Origin of the sequence: Salmonella sp. SAL-020, from assembly GCF_017372215.1 — a bacterium.
GTDB classification, from domain to species: Bacteria; Pseudomonadota; Gammaproteobacteria; order Enterobacterales; family Enterobacteriaceae; genus Salmonella; species Salmonella enterica.
Genome location: NZ_CP071690.1, coordinates 855,292 through 878,313, shown reverse-complemented (window position 1 = coordinate 878,313; position 23,022 = coordinate 855,292). Strand labels below are relative to the sequence as shown.

General features: G+C 54.3%; 20 protein-coding genes. 7 read left to right on the top strand and 13 right to left on the bottom strand.

Going from position 1 to position 23,022, the window contains the following annotated elements; translation table 11 throughout:
* Positions 1–24: 24 nt before the first annotated feature.
* From recC to rppH, 9 genes are all read right to left on the bottom strand, one after another.
* Positions 25–3,396 carry an exodeoxyribonuclease V subunit gamma gene (gene recC / locus J1G48_RS04225; RefSeq protein WP_000946832.1) on the bottom strand — a complete coding sequence of 1,124 codons (3,372 nt, stop codon included), beginning with the start codon at positions 3,394–3,396 and terminating at the stop codon, positions 25–27.
* Positions 3,397–3,411: 15 nt separating this feature from the next.
* Positions 3,412–3,732 (bottom strand): prepilin-type N-terminal cleavage/methylation domain-containing protein, encoded by a 321-nt coding sequence (locus tag J1G48_RS04220; RefSeq protein ID WP_000019294.1) that lies wholly within the window; start codon positions 3,730–3,732, stop codon positions 3,412–3,414.
* Positions 3,717–4,124, bottom strand: a complete 408-nt coding sequence (locus tag J1G48_RS04215; RefSeq protein ID WP_001078539.1) for a DUF2509 family protein — start codon at positions 4,122–4,124, stop codon at positions 3,717–3,719. The genes J1G48_RS04220 and J1G48_RS04215 overlap by 16 nt, the downstream gene beginning before the upstream one ends.
* Positions 4,121–4,684, bottom strand: coding sequence for a prepilin peptidase-dependent protein (locus J1G48_RS04210; protein WP_000029153.1), 564 nt, complete (start codon positions 4,682–4,684; stop codon positions 4,121–4,123). Before J1G48_RS04210 ends, J1G48_RS04215 begins: the two co-directional genes overlap by 4 nt.
* Positions 4,675–5,145, bottom strand: a complete 471-nt coding sequence (locus J1G48_RS04205; RefSeq protein ID WP_000744668.1) for a prepilin peptidase-dependent protein — start codon at positions 5,143–5,145, stop codon at positions 4,675–4,677. Before J1G48_RS04205 ends, J1G48_RS04210 begins: the two co-directional genes overlap by 10 nt.
* Before the next feature lie 184 nt (positions 5,146–5,329).
* Positions 5,330–6,124 (bottom strand): thymidylate synthase, encoded by a 795-nt coding sequence (gene thyA / locus J1G48_RS04200; RefSeq protein WP_000816247.1) that lies wholly within the window; start codon positions 6,122–6,124, stop codon positions 5,330–5,332.
* A 6-nt stretch (positions 6,125–6,130) separates the two neighbouring features.
* Positions 6,131–7,006 carry a prolipoprotein diacylglyceryl transferase gene (gene lgt / locus J1G48_RS04195; protein ID WP_000204645.1) on the bottom strand — a complete coding sequence of 292 codons (876 nt, stop codon included), beginning with the start codon at positions 7,004–7,006 and terminating at the stop codon, positions 6,131–6,133.
* Positions 7,007–7,221: 215 nt separating this feature from the next.
* Entirely contained in the window at positions 7,222–9,468 is a 2,247-nt protein-coding gene (ptsP, locus tag J1G48_RS04190; protein ID WP_000957881.1) for a phosphoenolpyruvate--protein phosphotransferase, read from the bottom strand.
* A gap of 12 nt (positions 9,469–9,480) precedes the next feature.
* Complete coding sequence (gene rppH, locus J1G48_RS04185) at positions 9,481–10,011, bottom strand: RNA pyrophosphohydrolase (RefSeq protein ID WP_000564481.1); 531 nt, start codon at positions 10,009–10,011, stop codon at positions 9,481–9,483.
* 682 nt (positions 10,012–10,693) lie between these two features.
* Between rppH and mutH the strand changes: the two genes are divergently transcribed.
* From mutH to J1G48_RS04165, 4 genes are all read left to right on the top strand, one after another.
* Positions 10,694–11,389 carry a DNA mismatch repair endonuclease MutH gene (gene mutH, locus J1G48_RS04180; RefSeq protein ID WP_001274930.1) on the top strand — a complete coding sequence of 232 codons (696 nt, stop codon included), beginning with the start codon at positions 10,694–10,696 and terminating at the stop codon, positions 11,387–11,389.
* A 181-nt stretch (positions 11,390–11,570) separates the two neighbouring features.
* Positions 11,571–12,284: a TerC family protein gene (locus tag J1G48_RS04175; RefSeq protein ID WP_000895635.1), complete on the top strand. Its 714-nt coding sequence runs from the start codon at positions 11,571–11,573 to the stop codon at positions 12,282–12,284.
* 169 nt (positions 12,285–12,453) lie between these two features.
* Entirely contained in the window at positions 12,454–12,672 is a 219-nt protein-coding gene (locus J1G48_RS04170) for a YgdI/YgdR family lipoprotein (protein WP_000758662.1), read from the top strand.
* Positions 12,673–12,862: 190 nt separating this feature from the next.
* Complete coding sequence (locus J1G48_RS04165; RefSeq protein ID WP_000558960.1) at positions 12,863–13,903, top strand: NADP(H)-dependent aldo-keto reductase; 1,041 nt, start codon at positions 12,863–12,865, stop codon at positions 13,901–13,903.
* A gap of 86 nt (positions 13,904–13,989) precedes the next feature.
* On the opposite strand, the gene lplT is transcribed toward J1G48_RS04165, so the two are convergent.
* Together lplT and aas are read right to left on the bottom strand one after the other, a co-directional pair.
* Positions 13,990–15,192 (bottom strand): lysophospholipid transporter LplT, encoded by a 1,203-nt coding sequence (gene lplT, locus J1G48_RS04160; RefSeq protein ID WP_000004693.1) that lies wholly within the window; start codon positions 15,190–15,192, stop codon positions 13,990–13,992.
* A complete protein-coding gene (gene aas, locus J1G48_RS04155; protein WP_000896101.1) occupies positions 15,185–17,344 on the bottom strand; it encodes a bifunctional acyl-ACP--phospholipid O-acyltransferase/long-chain-fatty-acid--ACP ligase in 2,160 nt (719 codons plus the stop codon). Before aas ends, lplT begins: the two co-directional genes overlap by 8 nt.
* 592 nt (positions 17,345–17,936) lie before the next feature.
* On the opposite strand from aas, the gene galR reads away from it, so the two are divergent.
* The gene (gene galR / locus J1G48_RS04150) at positions 17,937–18,965 is read left to right on the top strand and encodes an HTH-type transcriptional regulator GalR (RefSeq protein ID WP_000201028.1); all 1,029 of its coding nucleotides are present in this window, start codon (positions 17,937–17,939) and stop codon (positions 18,963–18,965) included.
* Between the two features lie 10 nt (positions 18,966–18,975).
* The gene (locus J1G48_RS04145; RefSeq protein ID WP_000968353.1) at positions 18,976–19,998 is read left to right on the top strand and encodes a LacI family DNA-binding transcriptional regulator; all 1,023 of its coding nucleotides are present in this window, start codon (positions 18,976–18,978) and stop codon (positions 19,996–19,998) included.
* A gap of 9 nt (positions 19,999–20,007) precedes the next feature.
* On the opposite strand, the gene lysA is transcribed toward J1G48_RS04145, so the two are convergent.
* The gene (gene lysA / locus J1G48_RS04140) at positions 20,008–21,270 is read right to left on the bottom strand and encodes a diaminopimelate decarboxylase (RefSeq protein ID WP_000056599.1); all 1,263 of its coding nucleotides are present in this window, start codon (positions 21,268–21,270) and stop codon (positions 20,008–20,010) included.
* A gap of 117 nt (positions 21,271–21,387) precedes the next feature.
* Here lysA and J1G48_RS04135 point away from each other — a divergent pair, with 117 nt between their 5' ends.
* Positions 21,388–22,323, top strand: a complete 936-nt coding sequence (locus tag J1G48_RS04135; protein WP_000741801.1) for a LysR family transcriptional regulator — start codon at positions 21,388–21,390, stop codon at positions 22,321–22,323.
* On the opposite strand, the gene J1G48_RS04130 is transcribed toward J1G48_RS04135, so the two are convergent.
* Positions 22,295–23,002, bottom strand: a complete 708-nt coding sequence (locus J1G48_RS04130; RefSeq protein WP_000848633.1) for an aspartate/glutamate racemase — start codon at positions 23,000–23,002, stop codon at positions 22,295–22,297. The two genes, J1G48_RS04135 and J1G48_RS04130, sit on opposite strands and share 29 nt — an antisense overlap.
* Between the last annotated feature and the right edge of the window lie 20 nt (positions 23,003–23,022).

The window sequence follows — 23,022 nt, the reverse complement described above, 5'->3', positions numbered from 1 at the left end:
TTTAATGGCGCGATTTTCATACAATCAACGAGACTGATTAAAACGAAACAGCGGTAACAGGTAATGCCGTGACTGCGCAATGATAGCCTGCAACGTTTCAGATTCCAGCTGACGCCAAAGACGTTGATACCAGATATCTTCGCCTTCGCCGCTCACCATCATGTTGCCTTCATAAGCCTGTAGAAACTTTGTTCTGGCCTTCTGTAAGGTGTCATCGTCGTCTAACATGACATCATTTTCAGCGTCATAACAGGCTTTTATCCATGCGCCGCCGCTTTCCGGCAGTACCAATAGCGGAGAAGACATGCCTTCCCGGTAGCCTTCAATCAGTTGCGCCAGGTAAGCCATTGCCTGCGTTTTATCAAGAGGCGGAAATCGCCACTCTCCCTCTTTGCGCAAAAACAGGCGACTTTCGCCACTCCCGCCGCTGGCACAATAGACAAGGTGTTCCAGCCAAAGTTGCACACCTTGCGCCACGCTGATTAAAGCGGGACGCCAGCGCAATAATCCATCCTCCTGTACCTGCGGCAGCCAGCCGGTTAGCTGAACGCCATTGCAAAGCAGATCCACTTCCAGGCTTTGGCTCGGCTTACGGCAGGCGATGACCCGGCTTGCCAGTTGCTGCATCTCCTGACATTGCGCATCCCAGAATATTTCGCCAAACGCGCCGTAAGGCAACTCTCCCGCAGCCCGGAAACGGCGGAACAAGCGTTCGGCGTCGTCCTCTTCAACCAGCGTATTGAGCAACTGTTGGTTAAGTTGATATCGCGTCAATCCCTCTAATTCAAACGGTTCCGCATCAGGAATCTCACTCTCTTCCGAGCGGAAATTAACCTGAAGCCGCATCTGAAAAAATGCGCGTACCGGATGGGCCCAAAAACGCTGCAGACTTTCCAGAGTCAATGTTTCCGGCATCGTAAAAGGAAGCGGCTGCACAAAGTCAGAATGCGCTTTTCCCGACTGACTCGCCGCGGGCAACCACTCTCTGGCATAACTTTGCTGTTCGCCGGGTTGGTAATTTTGCGCATCAAAAGGCATACGGGTATGCAGACGCGTAATATGCGCTTTGACTCGTGCTTCGCTCTCATCACAGGTCAGCGTTTCGTCGCCCGGCAAATAGTGGCTTTGTCCGATGTAATCCACCAATTCTTGCACCAGTACAGAGGGAAAGCGTTCGCTATTATCCTGGATGGAGCGACCGATGTAGCTGATATACAGCGTCTGCTGCGCCGAGATTAACGCTTCCAGAAACAGGTAGCGGTCATCGTCGCGACGGCTACGATCCCCGCGCATGGGTTTTTGGCTCATCAGGTCAAAGCCCAACGGCGCAAGCTGGCGCGGGTATACGCCGTCGTTCATTCCCAGCAGGCAAACGACTCTAAACGGAATGGAACGCATCGGCATCAGCGTACAAATATTGATGGGGCCCGCCAGGAAGCGCTGGCTAATACGTTCCTGATCCAGACGCTGCGCCAGTTCATCCCGCAGTAGCGAAATCGGTACCGCGTCGCCATATTCCGCCGCGACGCCTTCGGCGATAATGGCCTGCCACTGCTGTTCAATCAATGTCATTGCCGCTTCCGTGTCCGCATCGGGCAGGAAGAAATCATTGAGCATATCGCGACAAACGGGCAGCCACTCTTCCAGCGGTCGCTCCTGCGCCAGACCGCGCCGCCAGATATTAAGCTGCATCAGCAGCGAAGCCAGATGCCCGACCAGCTCAGCAATCAGACCGCTGGATTCGTCATAAGGCAGAACCGACTGCCACTCGCCCTGGGCGCTTTCCATCGCATACCCCAGCAGCATACGCGTCAGGCCAAATTGCCACGTATGCTGCCCCGTGGCAGGAAGTTCCAGCTCGCGTACGTTGTCATCGTCAATTCCCCAGCGAATGCCTGACTCATTGACCCACAAGCGCAAATAACGCAACCCTTCTTCGTTGATCGTAAAGCGGGCAGCCAATACCGGTACGTCTAACAACGCCAGAACATCCTCGGAGACAAAGCGGCTGTCCGGTAACGAAAGTAGGCTGATAAATGCCTGTAACACCGGATGTGACTGACGCGCCCGCCGATCGGAAATGGCATAAGGCAGATAGCGCTCCGTTGGCGCGCTACCAAACACCGCCTGGATAAACGGGCTATAGCTGTCAATATCAGCCACCATAACGATAATGTCGCGCGGCGTTAGTGTCGGATCGGCTTCCAGCATCGCCAGCAGGCGATCGTGCAGTATCTCCACCTCGCGCTGCGGGCTGTGACAAACGTGAAAAGAGAGGCTGTTATCCTCGGGATCGAGCAGACGCTTATTGTCGCTGCGCGAATACTCCTCAAGATTTACGCCCGCCACCGCATGGCTTTCCAGTTCAAGGATGTCCGCCTGAATCCGATGCAAAAGATTATCTGGCGTAATATCAACAAACGCATCCAGCTCCTGGCTGTTTTCCAGTTCAGATAGCAGGTAGATATAATCCCGTCCCAGTTTTCCCCATGAGGCCAGTAGCGGATTACCGATATCCTGTTCACCGTCGCTGTTAAATAAGGCTTCCGGATTCTGGTTTTCACGGAACAACGGTAAATGACGGTCTTCAAAACTGTGACGACGCTGGCGAGCCATGAGTTTTGCCAGCCAGGCTGGGTCTTTAATATCCCCCCAGTAATACCGACACGGATTAGTAAAAAGGAGATGGATTTCAATATGTTTACCCAGCGCCTGCAATGCTCTGAGATACACTGGCGGTAACGCGGAAATGCCGCAAATAAAAACGCGGGACGGCAACCCTGGCGGGCAGGCGGTCGCGCTTTCCAGCGTTTGAATAAAGCGTTGGTAGAGATTGGCGCGATGCCAGCGCGGCTGCCCCAGCGCGGCGGTATATTCCACCAATGCTTTCCACAACGGCGCCTGCCAGTTTTGCGCCTCTCCCAGACCTTCCACGGTTTTTCCCGCTTCCCACTGCGTAAGCCAGTCAGGCCGATAAACCAGATACTGATCGAACAGGTCGGCGGCGCGCGCGGAAAGCTGAAAGAGTTTGCGTTTATCGGTGTCGTCGGTCAGATAATGGCGCAGCAGTACAAACTCATCCTTATCCAGCAACTGCGGCAGCAAGGTCATCAGTTTCCAGCTCATGCTTTGTTTGCTGAAAGCGCTTTCTTTGGGGATATCCGGCAACACGCGGACAAACATCTCCCAGATAAAACTCGCCGGTAACGGAAAAGCGATATTCGCCGCAATACCAAACTTTTGTGAAAGGGTCATCTGCAGCCACTGCGCCATACCCGTGCTTTGTACCAGAATCATTTCTGGTTCAAAGGGATCATCCAGCCGCTCGCGTTCGACGATGAATTCCATCAACGCTTCCAGCACATCCAGACGATTGGAGTGGTAGACCCTTAACATAATTACTCCTGACGATTAACGATTTGGACAATGCAAGCGCGTCATCTGCCCCTGCCTGCCAGAGGGTGAAACCATCGTGACGCTGATGCTGACACATCCCGATTGCGTTGTCTGCATCCGGTTGGCCTTCCAGCCTTCAGCAGGCGAAAATGGATACAGCGCCGTTTGCTGCCACGCCTGCCGCCAGATCTGAAGATACTGGTGTCGTAATGCAAAACTGTGCATTAATACCCGCTGATAGCCTGACAGCGCGGTGACGATCATTACCATTAGAACCATCGCCACTAAAACTTCCGGGAGGCTAAACCCGCGTTGTAAATTCAGGGGATGCGACATAACGCCACCTCTTTTAACGGACAAAAATCGCTCCAGCCGTGGGGAGAAAAGACAATGCTTCCCTGAATGACGTTGCCCAAACGCCATAACGTCATGCTGTCATCTTGCGCCGCCATCACCACCTCATCCCCCGGTAACCTCCGCAAACAGACTCTCGCTCCTGAAGAGGAATAGCGCCGACATTCCATTTCGGTTACGCCTGACCATAGCTGCCCCCGCCCCCATTCCAGCGCCGACTGTACGAGCGCCTGGCGTTGTATCGCCAGGCTCTGCGTCGTCACGCGGGTGGCATAGCTGGCCTGCTGCTGATTTACGCCTTGCAGTAGCAGACTGCCCAGAATCAGTATTAAAAGCGCCAGTATTAGCGAAGAAGCGCCACGTTCCCGATTCACAGATTAAATCCCGTTACGCTGTATTGCGCGTCAATAACCGTCTGAGGCTCGGCTTTGCTGGCGCCGCGCAGATGCAGCATGAGCACTGGCGAGAATCCCGTTATATCCCGGCGCTCAACGGTAAACGCCGTGATGAGTACCGTATTGGGATCGGTCATTTTTTCCCATCCCTTACCCTGGCAAGATGTTGCTCCGCGTAATGTCTCCAGAACGTTATCCTTCACACGAAACCCGGTCTGGTCGGCCTCTTTCGCCGGTATGGTATCCCAGACACCGTTATTATTCCCGTCCCACTGAACGATGACGCATTGCCCCTGTTCGGCAAGATGTAACCCTTCGCCAATACAGTGGCCATGACAGTAACCCGCACGTTGAAGATGCTTCGCTACGGTATAGGTTCGCTGCCAGATTTCATCTTCCAGCGATAACTGTCGCGTGTTGTGCCAGATCTCACGCTGTAGCGCCGGTAAAAATCGTGCGGACCCAAGCAGTAAAATGGAACCTATCGCCATCGCCAGCACGACCTCCAGTAGCGAGAACCCCCGCGTGGTTATTGACACGTGGCGGCCTCGTTACGCTCGCATAGCCTGATTCGCCCCCAGGAGGAGACGACCAGACGCCACTCTCCGGCAGCGTTTTTCAGTACGATGTGCCCTGCCCATGCCGTATTGCGCAAGCCAAAGAAGGCTAACGACGGCGTGATATCGGCAAGGACGACATCACGCCAGTCGGGCGTAAACACAAAGGGGGAAGATGGCGTACACGATGTTTGCGTAGCAACAGAGCTGACAAAGCACCATGAACCGCCTTCGCTGACCACGCGAAGAATGTGATCGCGGTTATGCCAGTGAGCATCCTCACGAAGTTGCAGCAGGTAATCCCGCACCTGACATGCGGTTTGCCACAGGCGCTGTTGCTGCTGCCAGCGTTGCCAGCCATAAAGTCCTGTGGCGCTGAGAATGATAATGAGCGACATCGCGACCACCGTTTCAATGAGCGTATAGCCCTGTTGTTTTTTCATGTCGGCAGTATGGCGGGCGGAAGAAAAATAACGAGCGCCAAATACAGATTGTTCGGCGCGTTACGGAAAAAAGTTCATGTCTTGCAGCGCGTTGCAAAATTTCAGGAATCCGCGCCGAAGATTGAGACGAAGGGTAAAAAAAACCGACGCGCAATGACGTCGGTTATGGCAGGATCGTCAGCGCTTAGATAGCGACCGGCGCTTTAATACCGGGGTGCGGATCATAGCCTTCAATTTCGAAATCATCGAACCGGTAGTCAAAAAGCGAATCGGGTTTACGCTTAATCACCAATTTCGGCAGCGCGCGAGGTTCACGGCTTAATTGCAGGTGCGTCTGCTCCATATGGTTGCTGTACAGGTGCGTGTCGCCGCCGGTCCAGACAAAATCGCCGACGTCCAGGTCGCACTGTTGCGCCATCATATGCACCAGTAACGCGTAGCTGGCAATGTTGAACGGCAGACCGAGGAACACATCGCAGGAGCGCTGATAAAGCTGACAGGAGAGTTTTCCATCTGCGACATAAAACTGGAAAAAGGCGTGACACGGCGCCAGCGCCATCTTATCCAGCTCGCCGACGTTCCACGCAGAAACGATAATACGACGAGAGTCCGGGTCGTTTTTAAGCTGGCTTAAGACCGTGGCGATCTGATCGATATGGCGGCCATCCGGTGTTGGCCATGCACGCCACTGCTTACCATAAACCGGGCCTAAATCGCCGTTCTCATCGGCCCATTCGTCCCAGATGGTGACATTATTTTCGTGCAGGTAAGCGATGTTGGTATCGCCCTGCAAAAACCATAGCAGTTCGTGAATAATTGAACGTAAATGGCAGCGTTTTGTCGTCACCAGAGGAAAGCCTTCCTGCAGGTTAAAACGCATCTGATGGCCAAAAATGGAAAGCGTGCCGGTGCCGGTACGGTCGTTTTTCTGTGTGCCTTCATCCAGCACTTTTTGCATCAGTTCTAAATACTGTTTCATGGTTCCTCAGGAAACGTGTTGCTGCGGGCGGCGGCGATATGCCCAAACCATCATGATCGCGCCAGCGATAATCATCGGGATAGAGAGAATCTGCCCCATGCTGATGTACTGTACCCACGCGCCGGTAAATTGCGCGTCCGGCTGGCGGAAGAATTCAACAATGATACGAAACGCGCCATAGCCAATCAGGAATAATCCGGAGACTGCGCCCATCGGACGCGGTTTGCGAATAAAGAGATTAAGGATGATAAACAGCACCACGCCTTCTAATGCCAGCTCATACAACTGGGAAGGGTGGCGCGGCAATACGCCGTAGGTATCAAAAATAGGCTGCCATTGCGGATGTGACGGCAGCAGCGCAATATCTTCCGCGCGTGAGCCAGGAAAGAGCATGGCAAACCGGAAGTCAGGATCGACGCGCCCCCACAATTCACCGTTGATAAAGTTGCCCAGACGCCCGGCGCCCAGGCCGAACGGAATTAACGGCGCAATAAAATCAGACACCTGAAAGAACGAGCGCTTCGTGCGCCTGGCGAAGATAATCATCACCAGTATCACGCCGATAAGCCCGCCGTGAAAGGACATGCCGCCGTCCCAGACGCGGAATAAATAGAGCGGGTTATCCAGAAACAGAGGGAAGTTATAAAACAGGACATAGCCAATACGTCCCCCCAGGAAGACCCCCAGGAAACCTGCATAGAGTAAATTTTCAACTTCGTTTTTGGTCCAACCGCTTCCCGGACGGTTAGCGCGACGCACCGCCAACCACATCGCGAAAACGAACCCCACCAGATACATCAAGCCATACCAGTGAAGCGCGACGGGCCCAATTGAGAAAATGACCGGATCAAAGTCCGGAAAATGCAGATAGCTACTGGTCATCTGTCACCACAATTTCTTGTTATTTCGCTGAAGAGATAGCGATTGATAAGCGCGCCTGCGCGTTGCAGACGCTCCAAAGGTGCGAATAATAGCACAAGGGTTAAAAGCGAGATGCCGATTACCGTTAAAAGATATGTATACGCATTGTCTTTCATCTTGCAGGCGTGTTGTCTGCGCCGTGAATCCACAGTCACTCTCTTTTCCCGCTCCAGTCGTTACAACCCTCCGCGAATCAATCCCCCCATCCCGCGGCGCTCCATAAACGCCGCCACCTGATGACGCACCTCGGTCGCCATCTGCGCCTCAAGGCTGCGTCTGGCAAGGGTTTGCGCGTCTTCAAAATCGATATGCCGCAGCAGATATTTCACACGCGCTACCGAACGGCCATTCATCGAAAGATGGCGATATCCCAGACCGATAAGAATCGCCACGCACATCGGATCGCCCGCCATCTCGCCGCACAAGCGAAGATCGAGGCCATTTTTTTCGGCTTCCTGCGCAATCATGCTCAGTGCGCGCAGCATAGCCGGATGCAGACTGTCGTAAATACTGGCCACGCGGGTATTGTTGCGATCTACCGCCAGGATATATTGCGTTAAATCGTTGGTGCCGACCGAGATAAAGTCGATCCGGTTAGCCAGATGCGGCAGCATAAATACCATTGACGGTACTTCCAGCATAATGCCGATACGCGGTTTCGGGATCGCATAGCCGATCATCTCCTCGACCTCGCGCCCGGCGCGTTCGATCAGACGCCGCGCTTCATCGACTTCATCAATACTGGTGACCATCGGCAACAAAATGCTGAGGTTGCCAGTCGCCGCATTGGCGTGCAGCATCGCGCGGACCTGGATCAAAAAGATCTCCGGCTGATCCAGCGTAATGCGGATCCCGCGCCAGCCCAGACACGGGTTCTCCTCGCTGATCGGCATATAGGGCAGTTGCTTATCCGCTCCCACATCCAGGGTCCGCAGCGTCACCGGTTTATCGTTAAACATTTGCAGCATCCCTTGATACTGCGCCACCTGCTCTTCTTCCGAGGGAAACCCGCTTTGCAGCATAAAGGGAATTTCAGTACGGTACAGGCCGATACCGTCGATCCGACTGCCTAACTTTTCCTCATGCTCGGGACTGAGCCCGGCATTCAGCATCACTTTGATACGCTCGCCGCTTTTCAGTTGGGCGGGAAGATTGACGTCGTCCTCCGCCAGACGACTGAGTTCTATCTCTTCACTAATGAGCCGCTGATATTCCTGAATAAGTACGGGTTCAGGATCGACCAGTAATTCACCGCGATAGCCATCCACCACCAACGTACGGCGATGTAGCACCGAAGGCTGGATATCCGCACCCATGACGGTCGGGATACCGAGCGCGCGCACCATAATCGCCGCATGCGAGTTTGCCGCGCCGTCGCGCACCACAACGCCCGCCAGCCTGTCCTGCGGCAGCTCCGCCAGGGTGGTCGCCGACAGCTCATCCGCGACCAGAATAAAACGTTCCGGCCAGGCGTTTGGCCCCTGAACTGAATCATCAAGGTGGAATAACAGCCGCTGCCCCAGCGTGCGTAAGTCTCCCGCACGTTCTTTGAGGTAGTTATCGGTTAGCGCCGCAAATTGCTCGGCAAATTTTTCGATGATTTTTTTAACGGCCCACTCCGCAACAGCGCCTTTGTCGACCTCGGCGAAGAGTTCGCGACGCAGTCTGGCGTCTGAAAGCAGGTGTGAGTACAGATCAAAAATGGCCGCCGTCTCTTTTTGCGCGCCGGCGGCAAAGCGTTTGCTGTATCGTCGGAATTCGTTCGCCGCCTCTTCCAGCGCGCCGGTCAGTCGTTCACGTTCAAGAGAGGTATCCAGCGTAGACGCTTCGTAAACCTGTTCCATCAGCGGCATGGTCGCGTCTTGCCAGCCCGTTGCGATAGCCACGCCCGGCGCCGCAGGAAGCGCGCGGATTCGCGTCTGCCGGTATTGCCCGAACAGCGCTGTGACCTGCGACTGTGACAGGATAGCCGCCATCTGCGTAGCGAGCGTGACAAGGAAAGACTCTTCGCTTTCATCGTACTGGCGCAATTCGCGCTGCTGTACGACCAGCACGCCGAGAAGTTGGCGACGCTGAATGATCGGCACGCCGAGAAACGCGCGAAAACGCTCCTCTTTTACCGAAGGAATGTATTTAAAGCTGGGATGTTTTTGCGCATCGGCAAGGTTAATGGGTTCCGCCAGTCTGCCCACCAGACCGACGATCCCCTCATCAAACGCAAGCGCAACGGTTCGACCACGCGGTTTTTTCAACCCCCGCGTCGCCATCAGGTAATAACAGCGTCGGTCATGATCGGCCAGGTAAACCGAGCAAACCTCAGTATCCATCGCAAGACAGATATCCGTGACCAGAATATTCAGCGCCTCGTTCAGACGCGGCGCACTGGCCACTTTTTCGACTATTTCGCGCAGGCGAGTGAGCATAATTTGCGTGGCTTAACCTCTTTTACGTCGATAAGCAGGCGCGCTTTGTAGCTTAGGGGGATTATCCTGAAGCGCCATGACAACACTTGCAAACTCTTTCATTACCCTGCGGTAGACATCGCGTTTAAATGACACCACTTGTCGAACCGGATACCAGTAACTTACCCAGCGCCAGCCGTCAAACTCCGGCGTACTGCTGGTTTGCATATTGATTTCGGCGTCGGCGCTCATTAACTGCAAAAGAAACCACTTTTGTTTCTGGCCGATACATACCGGCTTTGTGTCCCAACGCACCAAACGTTTTGGTAACTTGTAACGCAACCAGTTGCGAGTAGAAGCAAGGATCCGCACATCTTTACGGCTTAACCCAACTTCTTCAAACAGTTCCCGGTACATCGCCTGTTCTGCCGACTCCCCTGGATTTATCCCGCCCTGCGGGAACTGCCAGGAGTGCTGACCAAATCGCCGGGCCCACATCACCTGCCCCTGACGATTACAAATTACGATACCTACATTTGGGCGGTAGCCATCGTCATCAATCACCGGACTACCTCAACATAAACCTTATATATGAACGATTGTTTCATACTCCAGTGAGGCGGTAAACCACTCTGTAATAGTGACACAGCCTAATAACAATTGAATAACTCACAGTAAATAGCCGAGTTATAAACAGATGATGACGCCCTTGCGCCATTTTATTCACCTTTTCTGTGGATATAGTTGTGAAGAAGTATGGAATTACCACGGGAAAACCCAGAACAGTCTGAATTCCTCATGCTGGAGACAGTAAAAATAGTGCCTTATATTCATTGCATTATAGACAAATCTTACATGCTACCTTCATAAAGCGTGACCAGCATCACATCTAAGATCCTTATGCTGATGAAAGATCAACCAGCGTCGGTTTTATCCACAGATTGTGCCAATAACTTACGCACTATTTGTCTGAATTTTCGATTTTCGTCGCACGTCAAGGCTGTAAATGGAAACAGTAGTGGTGGTTTTACACAGTTATCCCAACTTTCTGTGGATAACATAGTGTAAGATCCTGTTTATTGTCAGTGACCAGAATTGGAAAACCCGCTTCAGCGTTGCGCAACACGAAGAAACAACACAAAAAAGGCAATAAAAATCAGTCTATTGAATATAAGACACAGAAAAAGATAAACTCTGCCCATACGGTATAAAATCACTGCTCATTTTTTGACCTAAGGTAATTGTCATGTCCGCTCTTTGTCCGCTACTGACTCCGCCTGCTTCGGAAGCATTGCTGTTAGCCCAGGCGCGGCAGCTTTCCGGCTATACGTTAGGCGAGCTGGCGGCGATGGCCGGCATTACCACGCCTAAAGATTTGAAGCGAGACAAAGGCTGGATCGGCGTCTTGCTGGAGATCTGGCTCGGCGCCAGCGCCGGGAGCAAGCCGGAGCAGGATTTCGCCGCATTAGGCGTAGAACTGAAAACCATCCCGGTGGATAGTCTGGGTCGTCCTCTGGAAACAACCTTTGTTTGCGTGGCGCCGTTAACCGGTAACAGCGGCGTGACCTGGGAGACAAGTCACGTACGGCATAAATTGAAGCGCGTGCTATGGGTGCCGGTCGAAGGCGATCGCAGCATACCGTTAGCCGAACGCCGCGTAGGTTCGCCGCTACTCTGGAGTCCGAGTGAAGAAGAGGACAGGCAGCTACGCCTCGACTGGGAAGAGCTGATGGACATGATAGTGCTGGGCCAGGTGGAACGCATTACCGCCCGCCATGGCGAAGTCTTGCAACTGCGGCCCAAAGCCGCCAATGCCAGGGCGCTCACCGAGGCTATCGGTGCGCGCGGGGAACCTATTTTGACGCTACCGCGTGGATTTTATCTGAAAAAAAATTTTACGCAGGCGCTGCTGGCTCGCCATTTTTTATTGCAGAATCCGTAACGTCCATTACACGCAAATGCGCCTCCGCTATGGCTACGCGTCGGACCGACGCCCGATAAACGTAAGCGTATTGTCGCCGCTATTTTACACCGTTCCTGGTTGCGCAAATTCAGCCTGGGCTTTCGCCCGTCACCCGACGGGCCTATAATTACCGCTTCTTTTTTTGGCAGGACTTTGTTCGATGTTATTTGCATGGATAACCGATCCTAATGCCTGGCTGGCGCTCGGTACGCTGACGCTGCTGGAGATTGTACTTGGGATCGACAACATTATTTTTCTTTCTCTGGTGGTAGCAAAACTTCCTACGGCGCAACGGAACCACGCACGGCGGCTTGGGTTGGCGGCGGCGATGGTTATGCGCCTGGCGCTGCTGGCGTCAATCGCCTGGGTCACTCGGCTGACTAATCCGCTGTTTGAGCTTTTCGGCGAAGCGATTTCCGCCCGCGATCTCATTCTGTTACTGGGCGGGTTATTTTTAATCTGGAAAGCCAGCAAGGAGATTCATGAGTCCATCGAAGGCGAAGAAGAAGGGTTAAAAACCCGGGTTTCTTCTTTCCTGGGCGCAATAGTGCAGATTATGCTGCTGGATATTATTTTCAGCCTTGATTCAGTTATCACAGCGGTTGGCCTCTCCGATCATCTGTTTATTATGATGGCGGCAGTCGTTATTGCCGTGGGCGTCATGATGTTTGCGGCACGGCCCATCGGCGAGTTTGTCGATCGTCATCCGTCGGTAAAAATGCTGGCGCTCTCCTTTCTGATCCTGGTTGGCTTTACCCTGATTCTGGAAAGTTTCGACGTTCACGTTCCGAAAGGGTATATCTATTTCGCCATGTTCTTCTCTATCGCAGTAGAGAGCCTGAACCTGTTGCGTAATAAAAAGAATCCGCTGTAATCCTGTCTCGCTCCCCCGCCGGGGAGCGAATACTCACTTTATTTCCTTTCTTCTCACAGATTAAGATTTTGCTGCTTCCGACATGCAGAGCCGCGCGTTATTACTAGACTATTATCAGACATATGATTAACAGACTATTATCAGATGCAGGCTACGTGAGGACAAACGGATGAAAAAGTGGGCAGTTGTAATTTCCGCAGTAGGGTTGGCTTTTGCGGTATCCGGATGCAGCAGCGATTATGTAATGGCGACGAAAGATGGTCGTATGATCCTGACCGATGGAAAACCGCAAGTTGACGATGATACCGGTCTGGTCAGCTATACCGATGCACAGGGAAACGAGATGCAAATCAACCGTGACGAAGTGTCTCAAATCATCGAACGTTAAGCGGTGGCCTGTGATCGAGGTCAGCGTTCTGCAAGCCTTCAGGCTGCGTCCCGTAACGGTGCGTGGCGACCACGCCCGGTAACAATTACGCCGCGCAGCCTGCAATTTTACTTTCCCTTTTGCCTTCCCTCTGCCATTTTTATTGTCCTTTGTCGGGAATTTCTGACTTCATAATAAAAAGGAAACGGCTATGCACTATCACCGTATACCCCACAGCTCGCTCGAAGTAAGTACGCTAGGGCTGGGCACAATGACATTTGGTGAACAAAACAGCGAAGCCGACGCTCACGCACAGCTCGACTATGCCATCGCAAATGGCATTAACCTTATCGATGCCGCCGAGATGTATCCGGTACCGCCGCGCCCGGAAACACAAGGGCTGACGGAGTCCTATATCGGTAACTGGCTCGCCAAACGCGGCAACCGTGAAAAACTGATCATCGCCAGCAAAGTTAGCGGACCGGCACGTAATAATGATCAAGGCATCCGGCCTCATCAGGCGCTGGATCGTAAAAATATTCGCGAAGCGCTACACGACAGTTTGACCCGATTGCAGACCGACTATCTGGATTTGTATCAGGTGCACTGGCCGCAGCGCCCCACTAACTGCTTCGGTAAACTCGGCTATAACTGGACGGACTCCACGCCAGTAGTAAGTCTACTGGAGACGTTAGACGCGCTAAGTGAGTTTCAGCGAGCGGGTAAGATTCGTTATATTGGCGTTTCAAATGAGACAGCGTTTGGCGTTATGCGCTATCTGCATCTGGCGGAAAAACATGACCTGCCGCGTATTGTCACGATCCAGAACCCCTATAGCCTGTTAAACCGCAGCTACGAGGTCGGGCTGGCGGAAGTCAGCCAGTATGAAGGTGTTGAATTGCTCGCCTACTCCTGTCTGGCGTTTGGCACATTAACCGGTAAATACCTGAACGGGGCCAAACCCGCAGGCGCGCGGAATACCTTGTTCAGCCGCTTCACACGTTACAGCGGCGAACAGGCGCAAAAAGCCGTTGCCGCCTACGTCGATATCGCGAAGCGTCACAATCTTGATCCGGCGCAGATGGCGCTGGCCTTTGTTCGCCGCCAGCCGTTTGTCGCCAGTACGTTACTGGGCGCAACCACGATGGCGCAGCTCAAGACGAATGTGGAAAGTCTGCATCTGACGTTAAGCGAAGAGGTCCTGGCGGAGATAGAGGCGGCGCATCAGGTTTATACCTACCCGGCGCCGTGATAGTCAGTGCCCGGTGGCGCTACGCTACCGGGCTTACAGAGACAATGTAAGCCGGATAACGCGCACTCGCCGCCCGGCATATTCACTCAGTATGATGCCTGCCGGCGCTGCCAGATCCACAGCGCCGCGATCGCCAGCGCGAACAGCACGCCAAAGCCGATACCTATCGCCACTGCCGGAACGCCAACCAGCACCGCCAGCGAGTACAGTCCCAGCATTAATAGCATGGCGCTATTCTCGCCCAGATTTTGTACGGCAATGGCATTCCCGGCACCAACGCTCTTCTTACCGCGCTCCTGGAGCAAGGCGTTGAGCGGCACCACAAAAAAGCCGCCCAGCATACCTATCAACAGCAACAAGGCATAAGCAGGCAGCAATGCGTGCTGTAATGAGAAGATCGCAACCACAACGCCAATCAAAATCCCGGCGGGCATACAGCGCGATACGGTCTCCAGCGTCACCAGTTTTGCCGCCGCGCCCGCGCCGACCACAATGCCTACCGCCACCATGGCGTTCAGGTAAGTCGGCGTGGCGTTATCCGTAATGCCCAGCGCCACTGGCACCCACAGCACCAGCAGAAAACGCAGCGTCACGCCTGCGCCCCAGAATAGCCCGGTCCCCACCAGCGAAAAACGCGTTTCACCGTTACGCCAAAGGACAACGCAAGCGCTGAAGAAACTACGCGTCATCGCCGACAACCGCCAGGATTGTCCTGGACGCGCCGCCACAAGCTTCGGGATAAACAGGTTAGCCGCCACTGCGCCAGCGTAGGCCAACGCGCAGGCAACCAGCGCGGCGATGACATGCCAGTCGGCCAATACGCCGCCCGCGACGGAACCGAGCAAAATCGCCGCAATCGTAGAGGCTTCCATCAGGCCATTGGCTTTCACCAGCTTATCACCCGTCGTCAGTTCGCCCAGAATACCGTATTTCGCCGGAGAATAAGCCGCCGCGCCAATCCCGACCAACGTATAACCGACAAAAGGATTTACGCCGAGGCAGATACCTGCCGCTCCCGCCAGTTTAAGACCATTGGCAACCATCATCACCCGGCCTTTGGCAAAGCTGTCCGCCATCTGGCCGACAAACGGCGCAAAAAGAATGTAAGCGCCCACAAACACCATTTGCAAAACAGGCTGGCTCCAGTCCGGGTAAAACTGAGCTTTCAGCAGTGCCAGCGTCGCAAACAGCAGCGCATTATCGCCAAAAGCCGAGAGAAACTGCGCGACAATCACCGACAGCATCCCTTTCGACCAGATGGAGGTGTTAGTACGTACTGACTCACTCATGATGTTGTTCCGGCGCATCCACCCAACTTTTCAGCGTCACAAAATCGGGTTTCCCGCTGCCAAGCAAGGGAAGCTGCTTCAGATAACGGATATCACGCGGGACGGCAAGTTCCGGAATACCGTGTTCACGAGCATAGTGCTGTAACTTTTCTCGGGTGAGTTCGCTGTCAGTCGTAAACAGTACCAGCGCTTCACCTTTGCTGGCATCACTTTTAATGGCGGTAGCGTGCATTTTGTCCGCCGAAACGCCAAGCGCCAGTTGCTCGACCATCTCCAGCGAGACCATTTCGCCAGCAATTTTCGCAAAGCGTTTCGCGCGCCCCTGAATCTGCACAAAACCATTTTCATCGAAGCGTACAATATCGCCCGTGTCGTACCACCCGCGCTCGGTTTCGCCTCTGGCGTTTTCCGCCGACGGCACCTCCAGCACGCCCGGTTTTTCCACGCGCAGATAGCCATTCATGATATTCGGCCCTTTCAGCTGTAGCCGACCGCCGTTTTCAATACCGGGCACCGCCAGCAGACGCGCGTCCATGCCAGGCAGAATGCGGCCAACAGTGCCAGGCTTAGCCGCCATCGGCACGTTAATCGAGACTACTGGCGCGCATTCCGTTACCCCGTAGCCCTCAAGAATGCGCAGACCGAATTTATCCTGCCACAGTTGTTTGGTGCTCTCCTGAAGTTTTTCCGCACCGGCCACCACATAGCGCAGGCGATAAAAATCATACGGATTGGCAAAGCGCGCATAGTTGCCGAGGAAGGTTGACGTACCAAACAACACGGTACAGTTACGGTCATAGACCAGTTCCGGCACAATGCGGTAGTGCAGCGGACTTGGATAAAGAAACACTTCCGCGCCGGTCAACAACGGCGTAAACAGGCCCACCGTCAAACCGAACGAGTGAAAGAGCGGCAGCGCCGACATAAAACGGTCATTGGCGGTGAAATCCGCAATCGTTTTTATCTGCTCGACGTTCGCCAGAATGCTTTTATGGCTGTGCACCACCCCTTTCGGGTGCCCTTCCGAGCCGGAGGTAAAAAGAATGATCGCCGCGTCTTCCGGCTGCTGTTTTACCTGCGCCAGTCGCGGCGCCAGGAGGTGGGCAAAAATCCACAGCTTGTCGGCGGGTGTGACGTCCGCTTTTAAATCTTCCAGGTAAACCCAGCGAACCTGCGTTAGCTGCTCCGGCAGGTGCCACAATTTACCTTTATCGAGGAACTGGCGGGAGGTAAAAATCGTTTTAATTTCCGCCGCGGTAATCGCGCTGGTCAGCCCTTTTACCCCCGCTGTGTAGTTCATCATGGCCGGAATGCGGCGACGAGAAACCGCGCCGAAAATCACCGCCGCGCTGATGGCGGCATTCGGCAGCATTAAACCAATTTTCTCGCCCTCAACGCTGTACTTTTCCAGAATCCGGCCAACAAAGAGCGTCTTGGTCAGTAACTTACGATACGTATCCGGCGTAAAGTTAATGTCCTCAATACAGTTTTTACCCGCGCCGTAACGATATTGCGCCGCCAGCAACGATTCGTATAACGTCTCGCGCGGGCGCACCGCCATACGCGCTTCCATCATGATCTGGTGCAGCATCTCACCCGCTATCTTACGTCTGTCGCGCGCGCGCGGCGCTTCCGGCATCGGTATTTGCGTCGGCGGTAAAATATGAAGCTGAATGCGGGGGAATAAGCGCCGTTTAACCAGACCTTTCAGGCGACTGAAAGGGGTAAGCTCCGCGCCGTCAATGCGGAGCGGAATGACGGTTGCGCCCGATTTTGCCGCCACAAAGCCTGCGCCGTCATAAATTTTCATCAGCGAACCGGTCACGGAAATCCGCCCTTCCGGGAAAATCACCACTGGACGCCCCTGTTCCACCAGACGCACCAGGTGTTTAATGGACATGGGTTTAGTGGGATCGAGCGGCACAAAATCGATCAGCGGCGTTAACCAGCGCATATACCATTGCTGGCTGATGGAGGTATATACCGCAAAGACAGGCCGTACCGGCAAAAACAGCGCCAGTAGCATACCATCGATAAATGAAACGTGATTGGGGGTAATTAAGACCCGGTTCCCCTGTAGCGCCCGGACATCGCCAGTGACGCGCACACGATAAAGCACGCGAAACAGGTTACGGAAAAATCCAAACAGCATTTCAACTCCCTTTGGCCGACAATTCGCTAAAACATGAATTGTGGCAGATTACACGAGTTGCGTAACAGGAGCGATAGCAAAATAGGTTCGAAAAAAAACCTGCGCATCCGCGCAGGTTGGTGCAAGAGACAGGTACGAAGAGCGTACCGAATAATCTCACCAATCAATACCTCTGGGATCTTGATTGTGGGCTTCGCGCGTCTGCATCGCCAGTCCGAAAACGCAAAGGAATAAACGGAAATGCAACGAGTTGTGTAAATTATCCGTTACTGTTACAGGTTCAGGCGAAACAAAAAAAAACCTGCGCATCTCTACGCAGGTTGGTGTAATTCGTGTGATCAACAATGACGTTGATTCCACCTATCAATACCTCTGGGATCACCACTCTATCAACCTGACTCGCTGGCCTGCCAGCAGACAATCGCAACAGCGCTTCGCAAACTGTAACGAAAGATTTGTATTGTCACTTTACAGACGCATTTCTCCCGTGCAGGTCACATTTGCCCGACACGGCGGGGCAAGAGGCTTGAACAGACGTTCATTTTCCGTAAAACTGGCGTAATGTAAGCGTTTACCCACTATAGGTATTATCATGGCGACCATAAAAGATGTAGCCCGACTGGCCGGTGTTTCAGTCGCCACCGTTTCTCGCGTTATTAACGATTCGCCAAAAGCCAGCGAAGCGTCCCGGCTGGCGGTGACCAGCGCAATGGAGTCCCTGAGCTATCACCCTAACGCCAACGCGCGCGCGCTGGCACAGCAGGCAACGGAAACCCTCGGTCTGGTGGTCGGCGACGTTTCCGATCCTTTTTTCGGCGCGATGGTGAAAGCCGTTGAACAGGTGGCGTATCACACCGGCAATTTTTTACTGATTGGCAACGGGTATCATAACGAACAAAAAGAGCGTCAGGCTATTGAACAGTTGATTCGTCATCGTTGCGCAGCGTTAGTGGTACACGCCAAAATGATTCCGGATGCGGACCTGGCCTCATTAATGAAGCAAATCCCCGGCATGGTGCTGATTAACCGCATTTTACCGGGGTTAGAACACCGCTGTGTCGCGCTGGATGACCGTTACGGGGCATGGCTGGCGACCCGGCATCTGATCCAGCAAGGTCATACGCGTATTGGGTATATCTGTTCCAATCACACTATCTCTGATGCCGAAGATCGCCTGAGGGGCTATTACGATGCGCTGGCGGAAAGCCATATCCCGGCTAACGATCGGCTGGTGACGTTCGGCGAACCGGATGAAAGCGGCGGCGAGCAGGCGATGACTGAGTTATTAGGCCGCGGCAGACATTTTACCGCGGTGGCCTGCTATAACGACTCGATGGCGGCCGGCGCGATGGGAGTATTAAATGATAATGGCGTGGGGGTGCCGGGCGAAGTATCGCTCATCGGTTTTGATGATGTACTGGTCTCACGCTATGTGCGTCCCCGACTGACCACCATTCGGTATCCGATCGTCACCATGGCGACACAGGCGGCGGAGCTGGCGTTAGCGTTGGCGGGGAAATGCCCTACGCCAGAAGTAACTCATGTATTTAGTCCGACACTGGTACGCCGACATTCGGTATCCACGCCGACGGATACCGGGCACCTGTCGACAACCGATTAATCAGGGTAGCATGATGGCGACAATGCTGGATGTTTCCCGCCATGCGGGCGTATCAAAGGCCACCGTCTCACGAGTGCTGAATGGGACGGGGCAGGTAAAAGAAAGCACGCGCCAGAAAGTGTTTACGGCGATGCAGGCTCTGGGCTATCGCCCCAACCTGCTGGCACGCTCGCTGGCGAATCGCACCAGCAACAGCATCGGTCTGGTCGTCTCTACGTTTGACGGCTTCTATTTCGGCAGTTTGTTGCGCCGGGCGTCGCGCCAGGCGGAGTTTCATAACAAGCAGTTGATCGTCACCGATGGTCACGATACGCCGGAACGAGAGCAGAAAGCCGTACAAATGTTGGCCGACAGACAGTGCGACGCTATTATTCTTTACACTCGCTATATGGATGAGCCGGCGATTTTGTCGTTGATTGACGCCACGGAAATGCCGCTGGTGATTATTAATCGCAACGTCACTCAGGCCCGCGATCGCGCTATTTTCTTCGAGCAGGAGACGGCGGCATTCCAGGCGGTGGAATACCTGATTACGCAGGGCCATCGCGATATCGCCTGTATTACGCTGCCTGTTCATACTCCCACTGGCACATCACGCGTAGCGGGTTATCGCAAGGCGCTGGAAAAGTATGGTATTCCCTGGCAACCGGCAAAAGTGAAATACGGCGATTACACGCTGACGCGCGGCTATGACGCCTGCCGGGAATTACTGGAGGAAGGCGTCACGTTTAGCGCGCTATTCGCCTGTAATGATGACACGGCGCTGGGCGCGGCAAAAGCGCTGCGCCAGGCCGGATTACGCATCCCGCAGGATGTGTCGCTGTTTGGTTTTGACGATGCGCCGGGCGCAACCTGGCTTGAACCGGGGCTTTCAACAGTCTATTTACCCATCGAGGATATGATAGCCACCGCGATCGATCAGGCCGTTCGCCTGGCGAACAGCGAGCCGGTCGCCCCGATCCCGCCCTTTACCGGCACGCTGATTCTGCGCGAGTCCGTCGCCGCGGGCCCGTTTTTTCAACGTCCGGCCTAATGAGGCGCTTCAGAGCATCTCCAGCGCTAACAGCTCTTCAATGGTCTGACGACGGCGGATCAGCCGCGCCTGTCCATTGTCAAACAGTACTTCCGGCAGGAGCGGGCGGCTGTTGTAATTCGATGACATAGACGCGCCGTACGCGCCGGTATCGTGCAATACGAGGTAATCGCCGGGGATGACCGCAGGTAAGGCGCGTGTTTCAACCATTCCCCCTTCCTGCTGCGTAAAAACATCGCCTGATTCGCATAGCGGCCCGGCGACCACCGTCTCGACCCACGGGCCATTTTCAAGCGCGCGACCATCCGCCGCCAGCGCCGAAATACGGTGATAGCTACCGTACATCGCCGGGCGCATCAGATCGTTAAAACCCGCATCTACCAGCACGAAATGGCGGCTTCCCATCTGTTTTACGCTACGCACCTGCGTTACCAGCACGCCCGATTGCGCCACCAGAAAACGTCCGGGTTCGATCTCAAGTTTGACCGCATGTCCCAGATGGCGGGCGATTTGCTCGCGCGCCGCGTTCCACAGACCATAGTAATGGCGCGTATCAACGGGCTCTTCTCCCTCACGATAAGGTATCGAGAGTCCGCCGCCTGCCGAAATCGCCTCCACATCCTGACCACATTCCAGCACCTGGCGTACCATCGCGCCGCAAACCTGCTCCAGATGGCCATAATCGACGCCGGAACCAATGTGCATATGGATACCGACAAGTTTCAGTCGGTATTTCTGCATTACCGCCAGCGCCGCCGGAAGATCGCTATGCCAGATGCCGTGTTTGCTGTTTTCGCCCCCGGTGTTGGTTTTCTGGCTGTGGCCGTGACCAAAGCCAGGATTCACGCGCAACCAGACGCGATGCCCAGGCGAAACCTGACCAAGCTGCGTCAGCATATCTACCGAGCCGGCATTGACCGGAATATGCAGTTCGCTGACGCGCGCCAGCGTGGCGGCGTCAATCACATCGGCGGTAAAAACGATATCATCAGGGCACGTTTGCGGATCGTAGCCCGCCGCCAGCGCACGTTCGATCTCCCCCAATGAAACAGAATCCACCTTGACGCCCTGCGCGCGCATTAAGCGCAGGATATGAATGTTCGAACAGGCTTTTTGCGCAAAACGCACGACGTCAAACTGCTGCAGGGCGGCTATCTGACGGCGAATAATGTGCGCGTCATAGACCCAGACCGGACAGCCGAATTCAGCAGGCAATCTGAGCAAATTTTCAGCGTTAAGGTCAGTTTCAGCGTAATAATGCGGCAATGACATAACAAACTCCGGAACAGGCTTTTTAACGATTACGCCATACCTTAGAAAGAATAAAAAATATCGTTTTATTGTCAGTCTATGCAAAAATGATATGGGATAAATGATTCAGGGAAACGTATGGCTGCCGTTAATTTACGTCACATTGAAATTTTTCATGCCGTAATGACCGCCGGAAATCTCACCGAAGCGGCGCGGCTGCTGCATACCTCGCAGCCTACCGTCAGTCGCGAGCTGGCGCGTTTTGAGAAAGTGCTGGGATTAACGCTGTTTGAGCGCACACGTGGGCGCTTACATCCGACGGTGCAAGGGCTACGCCTGTTCGAAGAGGTACAACGCTCCTGGTATGGGTTGGATCGCATCGTCAGCGCGGCGGAAAGTCTGCGCGAGTTCCGTCAGGGCGAGCTCTCTATCGCCTGCCTGCCGGTCTTTTCACAATCCTTTTTGCCGCCGTTACTACCGCCTTTTCTGGCGCGTTATCCGGATGTCAGCCTGAATATTGTGCCGCAGGAGTCGCCGTTGCTGGAAGAGTGGCTCTCCGCCCAGCGCCACGACTTAGGGCTGACGGAGACGCTTCATGCCCCGGCAGGAACAACCCGCACCGAGTTACTAACGCTAAATGAAGTGTGCGTACTGCCCTGCGACCATCCGCTTGCCGCCAAAACGGTACTGACGCCAGACGATTTTCAGGGGGAAAACTTTATCAGCCTCTCCCGCCTGGACAGCTACCGACAGTTGTTGGATACGTTATTTGCCGAACATCAGGTGAAGCGCAGAATGGTGGTGGAAACGCATAGCGCGGCCTCCGTCTGCGCGATGGTGCGCGCCGGGGCGGGCGTTTCGATCGTTAACCCGCTGACCGCGCTGGGCTATGCCGCCAGCGGCGTCACCGTCCGCCGCTTCAGCATTGACGTGCCCTTTACCGTCAGCCTGATTCGCCCGCTACACCGCCCCGCCTCCGCGCTGGTTGACGCCTTCAGTAAGCATTTACAAACGCATCTTTCGCGCCTGGTCGAACCGCTGGAGGTTATTCTGGGGCCGATGACGAAAGCATAAAGCTCACGGCATCTGCAGCATGAATTGCCGTGGTATCGAAAACCGGTAGCGCGCTTTGCGTCTGGGGAACAAGCAAACCTATTTCAGTGCAGCCAAAAATAACGCCCTGCGCGCCTTGCGCAGCCAGTTGTTCGATAACCTGTAAATAATAGTGGCGCGACGCGTCGGTGAATGTCCCCTGACAGAGCTCGTCAAAAATGACCTGATTGATACGCGCCCGATCGTCCGCCTCCGGCACGATGGTCTCAATCGCAAATTGCTGTTCCAGCCGCCCGCGATAAAAATCCTGCTCCATCGTATAGCGGGTCCCTAATAGCGCCACGCGATGCAACCCCTGACGGGCGATAGCTCGCCCGGTAGCATCCGCGATGTGTAGGAAAGGCAGAGAACAACGAGATTCAATAACGTGCGCGATTTTATGCATGGTGTTGGTACACAGCACAATGCCTTCTGCGCCCGCCTGCTGTAACCCCTGCGCGGCCTGCGCCAGGATATCGCCCGCTTTATCCCACTCGCCGCGGCGTTGACATACTTCAATATCGTGGAAATCTACGCTATGCAGCAGTAAGCTCGCCGAGTGCAGGCCTCCCAGCTGCTGTTTAATGCCTTCATTGATTAAACGGTAATAAGGGATAGTCGATTCCCAGCTCATCCCCCCCAACAGTCCGATCGTTTTCACTGCGCTCTCCTTTTTGTAAA

Bases quoted from the DNA above. Each gene is read 5' to 3' on its own strand.
- J1G48_RS04205 (WP_000744668.1), bottom strand. From the start codon at position 5,145: ATGAAAAAACAACAGGGCTATACGCTCATTGAAACGGTGGTCGCGATG.
- thyA (WP_000816247.1), bottom strand. From the start codon at position 6,124: ATGAAACAGTATTTAGAACTGATGCAAAAAGTGCTGGATGAAGGCACA.
- lysA (WP_000056599.1), bottom strand. From the start codon at position 21,270: ATGTCATTGCCGCATTATTACGCTGAAACTGACCTTAACGCTGAAAAT.
- J1G48_RS04170 (WP_000758662.1), top strand. From the start codon at position 12,454: ATGAAAAAGTGGGCAGTTGTAATTTCCGCAGTAGGGTTGGCTTTTGCG.
- mutH (WP_001274930.1), top strand. From the start codon at position 10,694: ATGTCCGCTCTTTGTCCGCTACTGACTCCGCCTGCTTCGGAAGCATTG.
- aas (WP_000896101.1), bottom strand. From the start codon at position 17,344: ATGCTGTTTGGATTTTTCCGTAACCTGTTTCGCGTGCTTTATCGTGTG.
- lgt (WP_000204645.1), bottom strand. From the start codon at position 7,006: ATGACCAGTAGCTATCTGCATTTTCCGGACTTTGATCCGGTCATTTTC.
- recC (WP_000946832.1), bottom strand. From the start codon at position 3,396: ATGTTAAGGGTCTACCACTCCAATCGTCTGGATGTGCTGGAAGCGTTG.
- J1G48_RS04175 (WP_000895635.1), top strand. From the start codon at position 11,571: ATGTTATTTGCATGGATAACCGATCCTAATGCCTGGCTGGCGCTCGGT.
- J1G48_RS04165 (WP_000558960.1), top strand. From the start codon at position 12,863: ATGCACTATCACCGTATACCCCACAGCTCGCTCGAAGTAAGTACGCTA.
- ptsP (WP_000957881.1), bottom strand. From the start codon at position 9,468: ATGCTCACTCGCCTGCGCGAAATAGTCGAAAAAGTGGCCAGTGCGCCG.
- J1G48_RS04145 (WP_000968353.1), top strand. From the start codon at position 18,976: ATGATGGCGACAATGCTGGATGTTTCCCGCCATGCGGGCGTATCAAAG.
- J1G48_RS04220 (WP_000019294.1), bottom strand. From the start codon at position 3,732: ATGTCGCATCCCCTGAATTTACAACGCGGGTTTAGCCTCCCGGAAGTT.
- J1G48_RS04135 (WP_000741801.1), top strand. From the start codon at position 21,388: ATGGCTGCCGTTAATTTACGTCACATTGAAATTTTTCATGCCGTAATG.
- galR (WP_000201028.1), top strand. From the start codon at position 17,937: ATGGCGACCATAAAAGATGTAGCCCGACTGGCCGGTGTTTCAGTCGCC.
- lplT (WP_000004693.1), bottom strand. From the start codon at position 15,192: ATGAGTGAGTCAGTACGTACTAACACCTCCATCTGGTCGAAAGGGATG.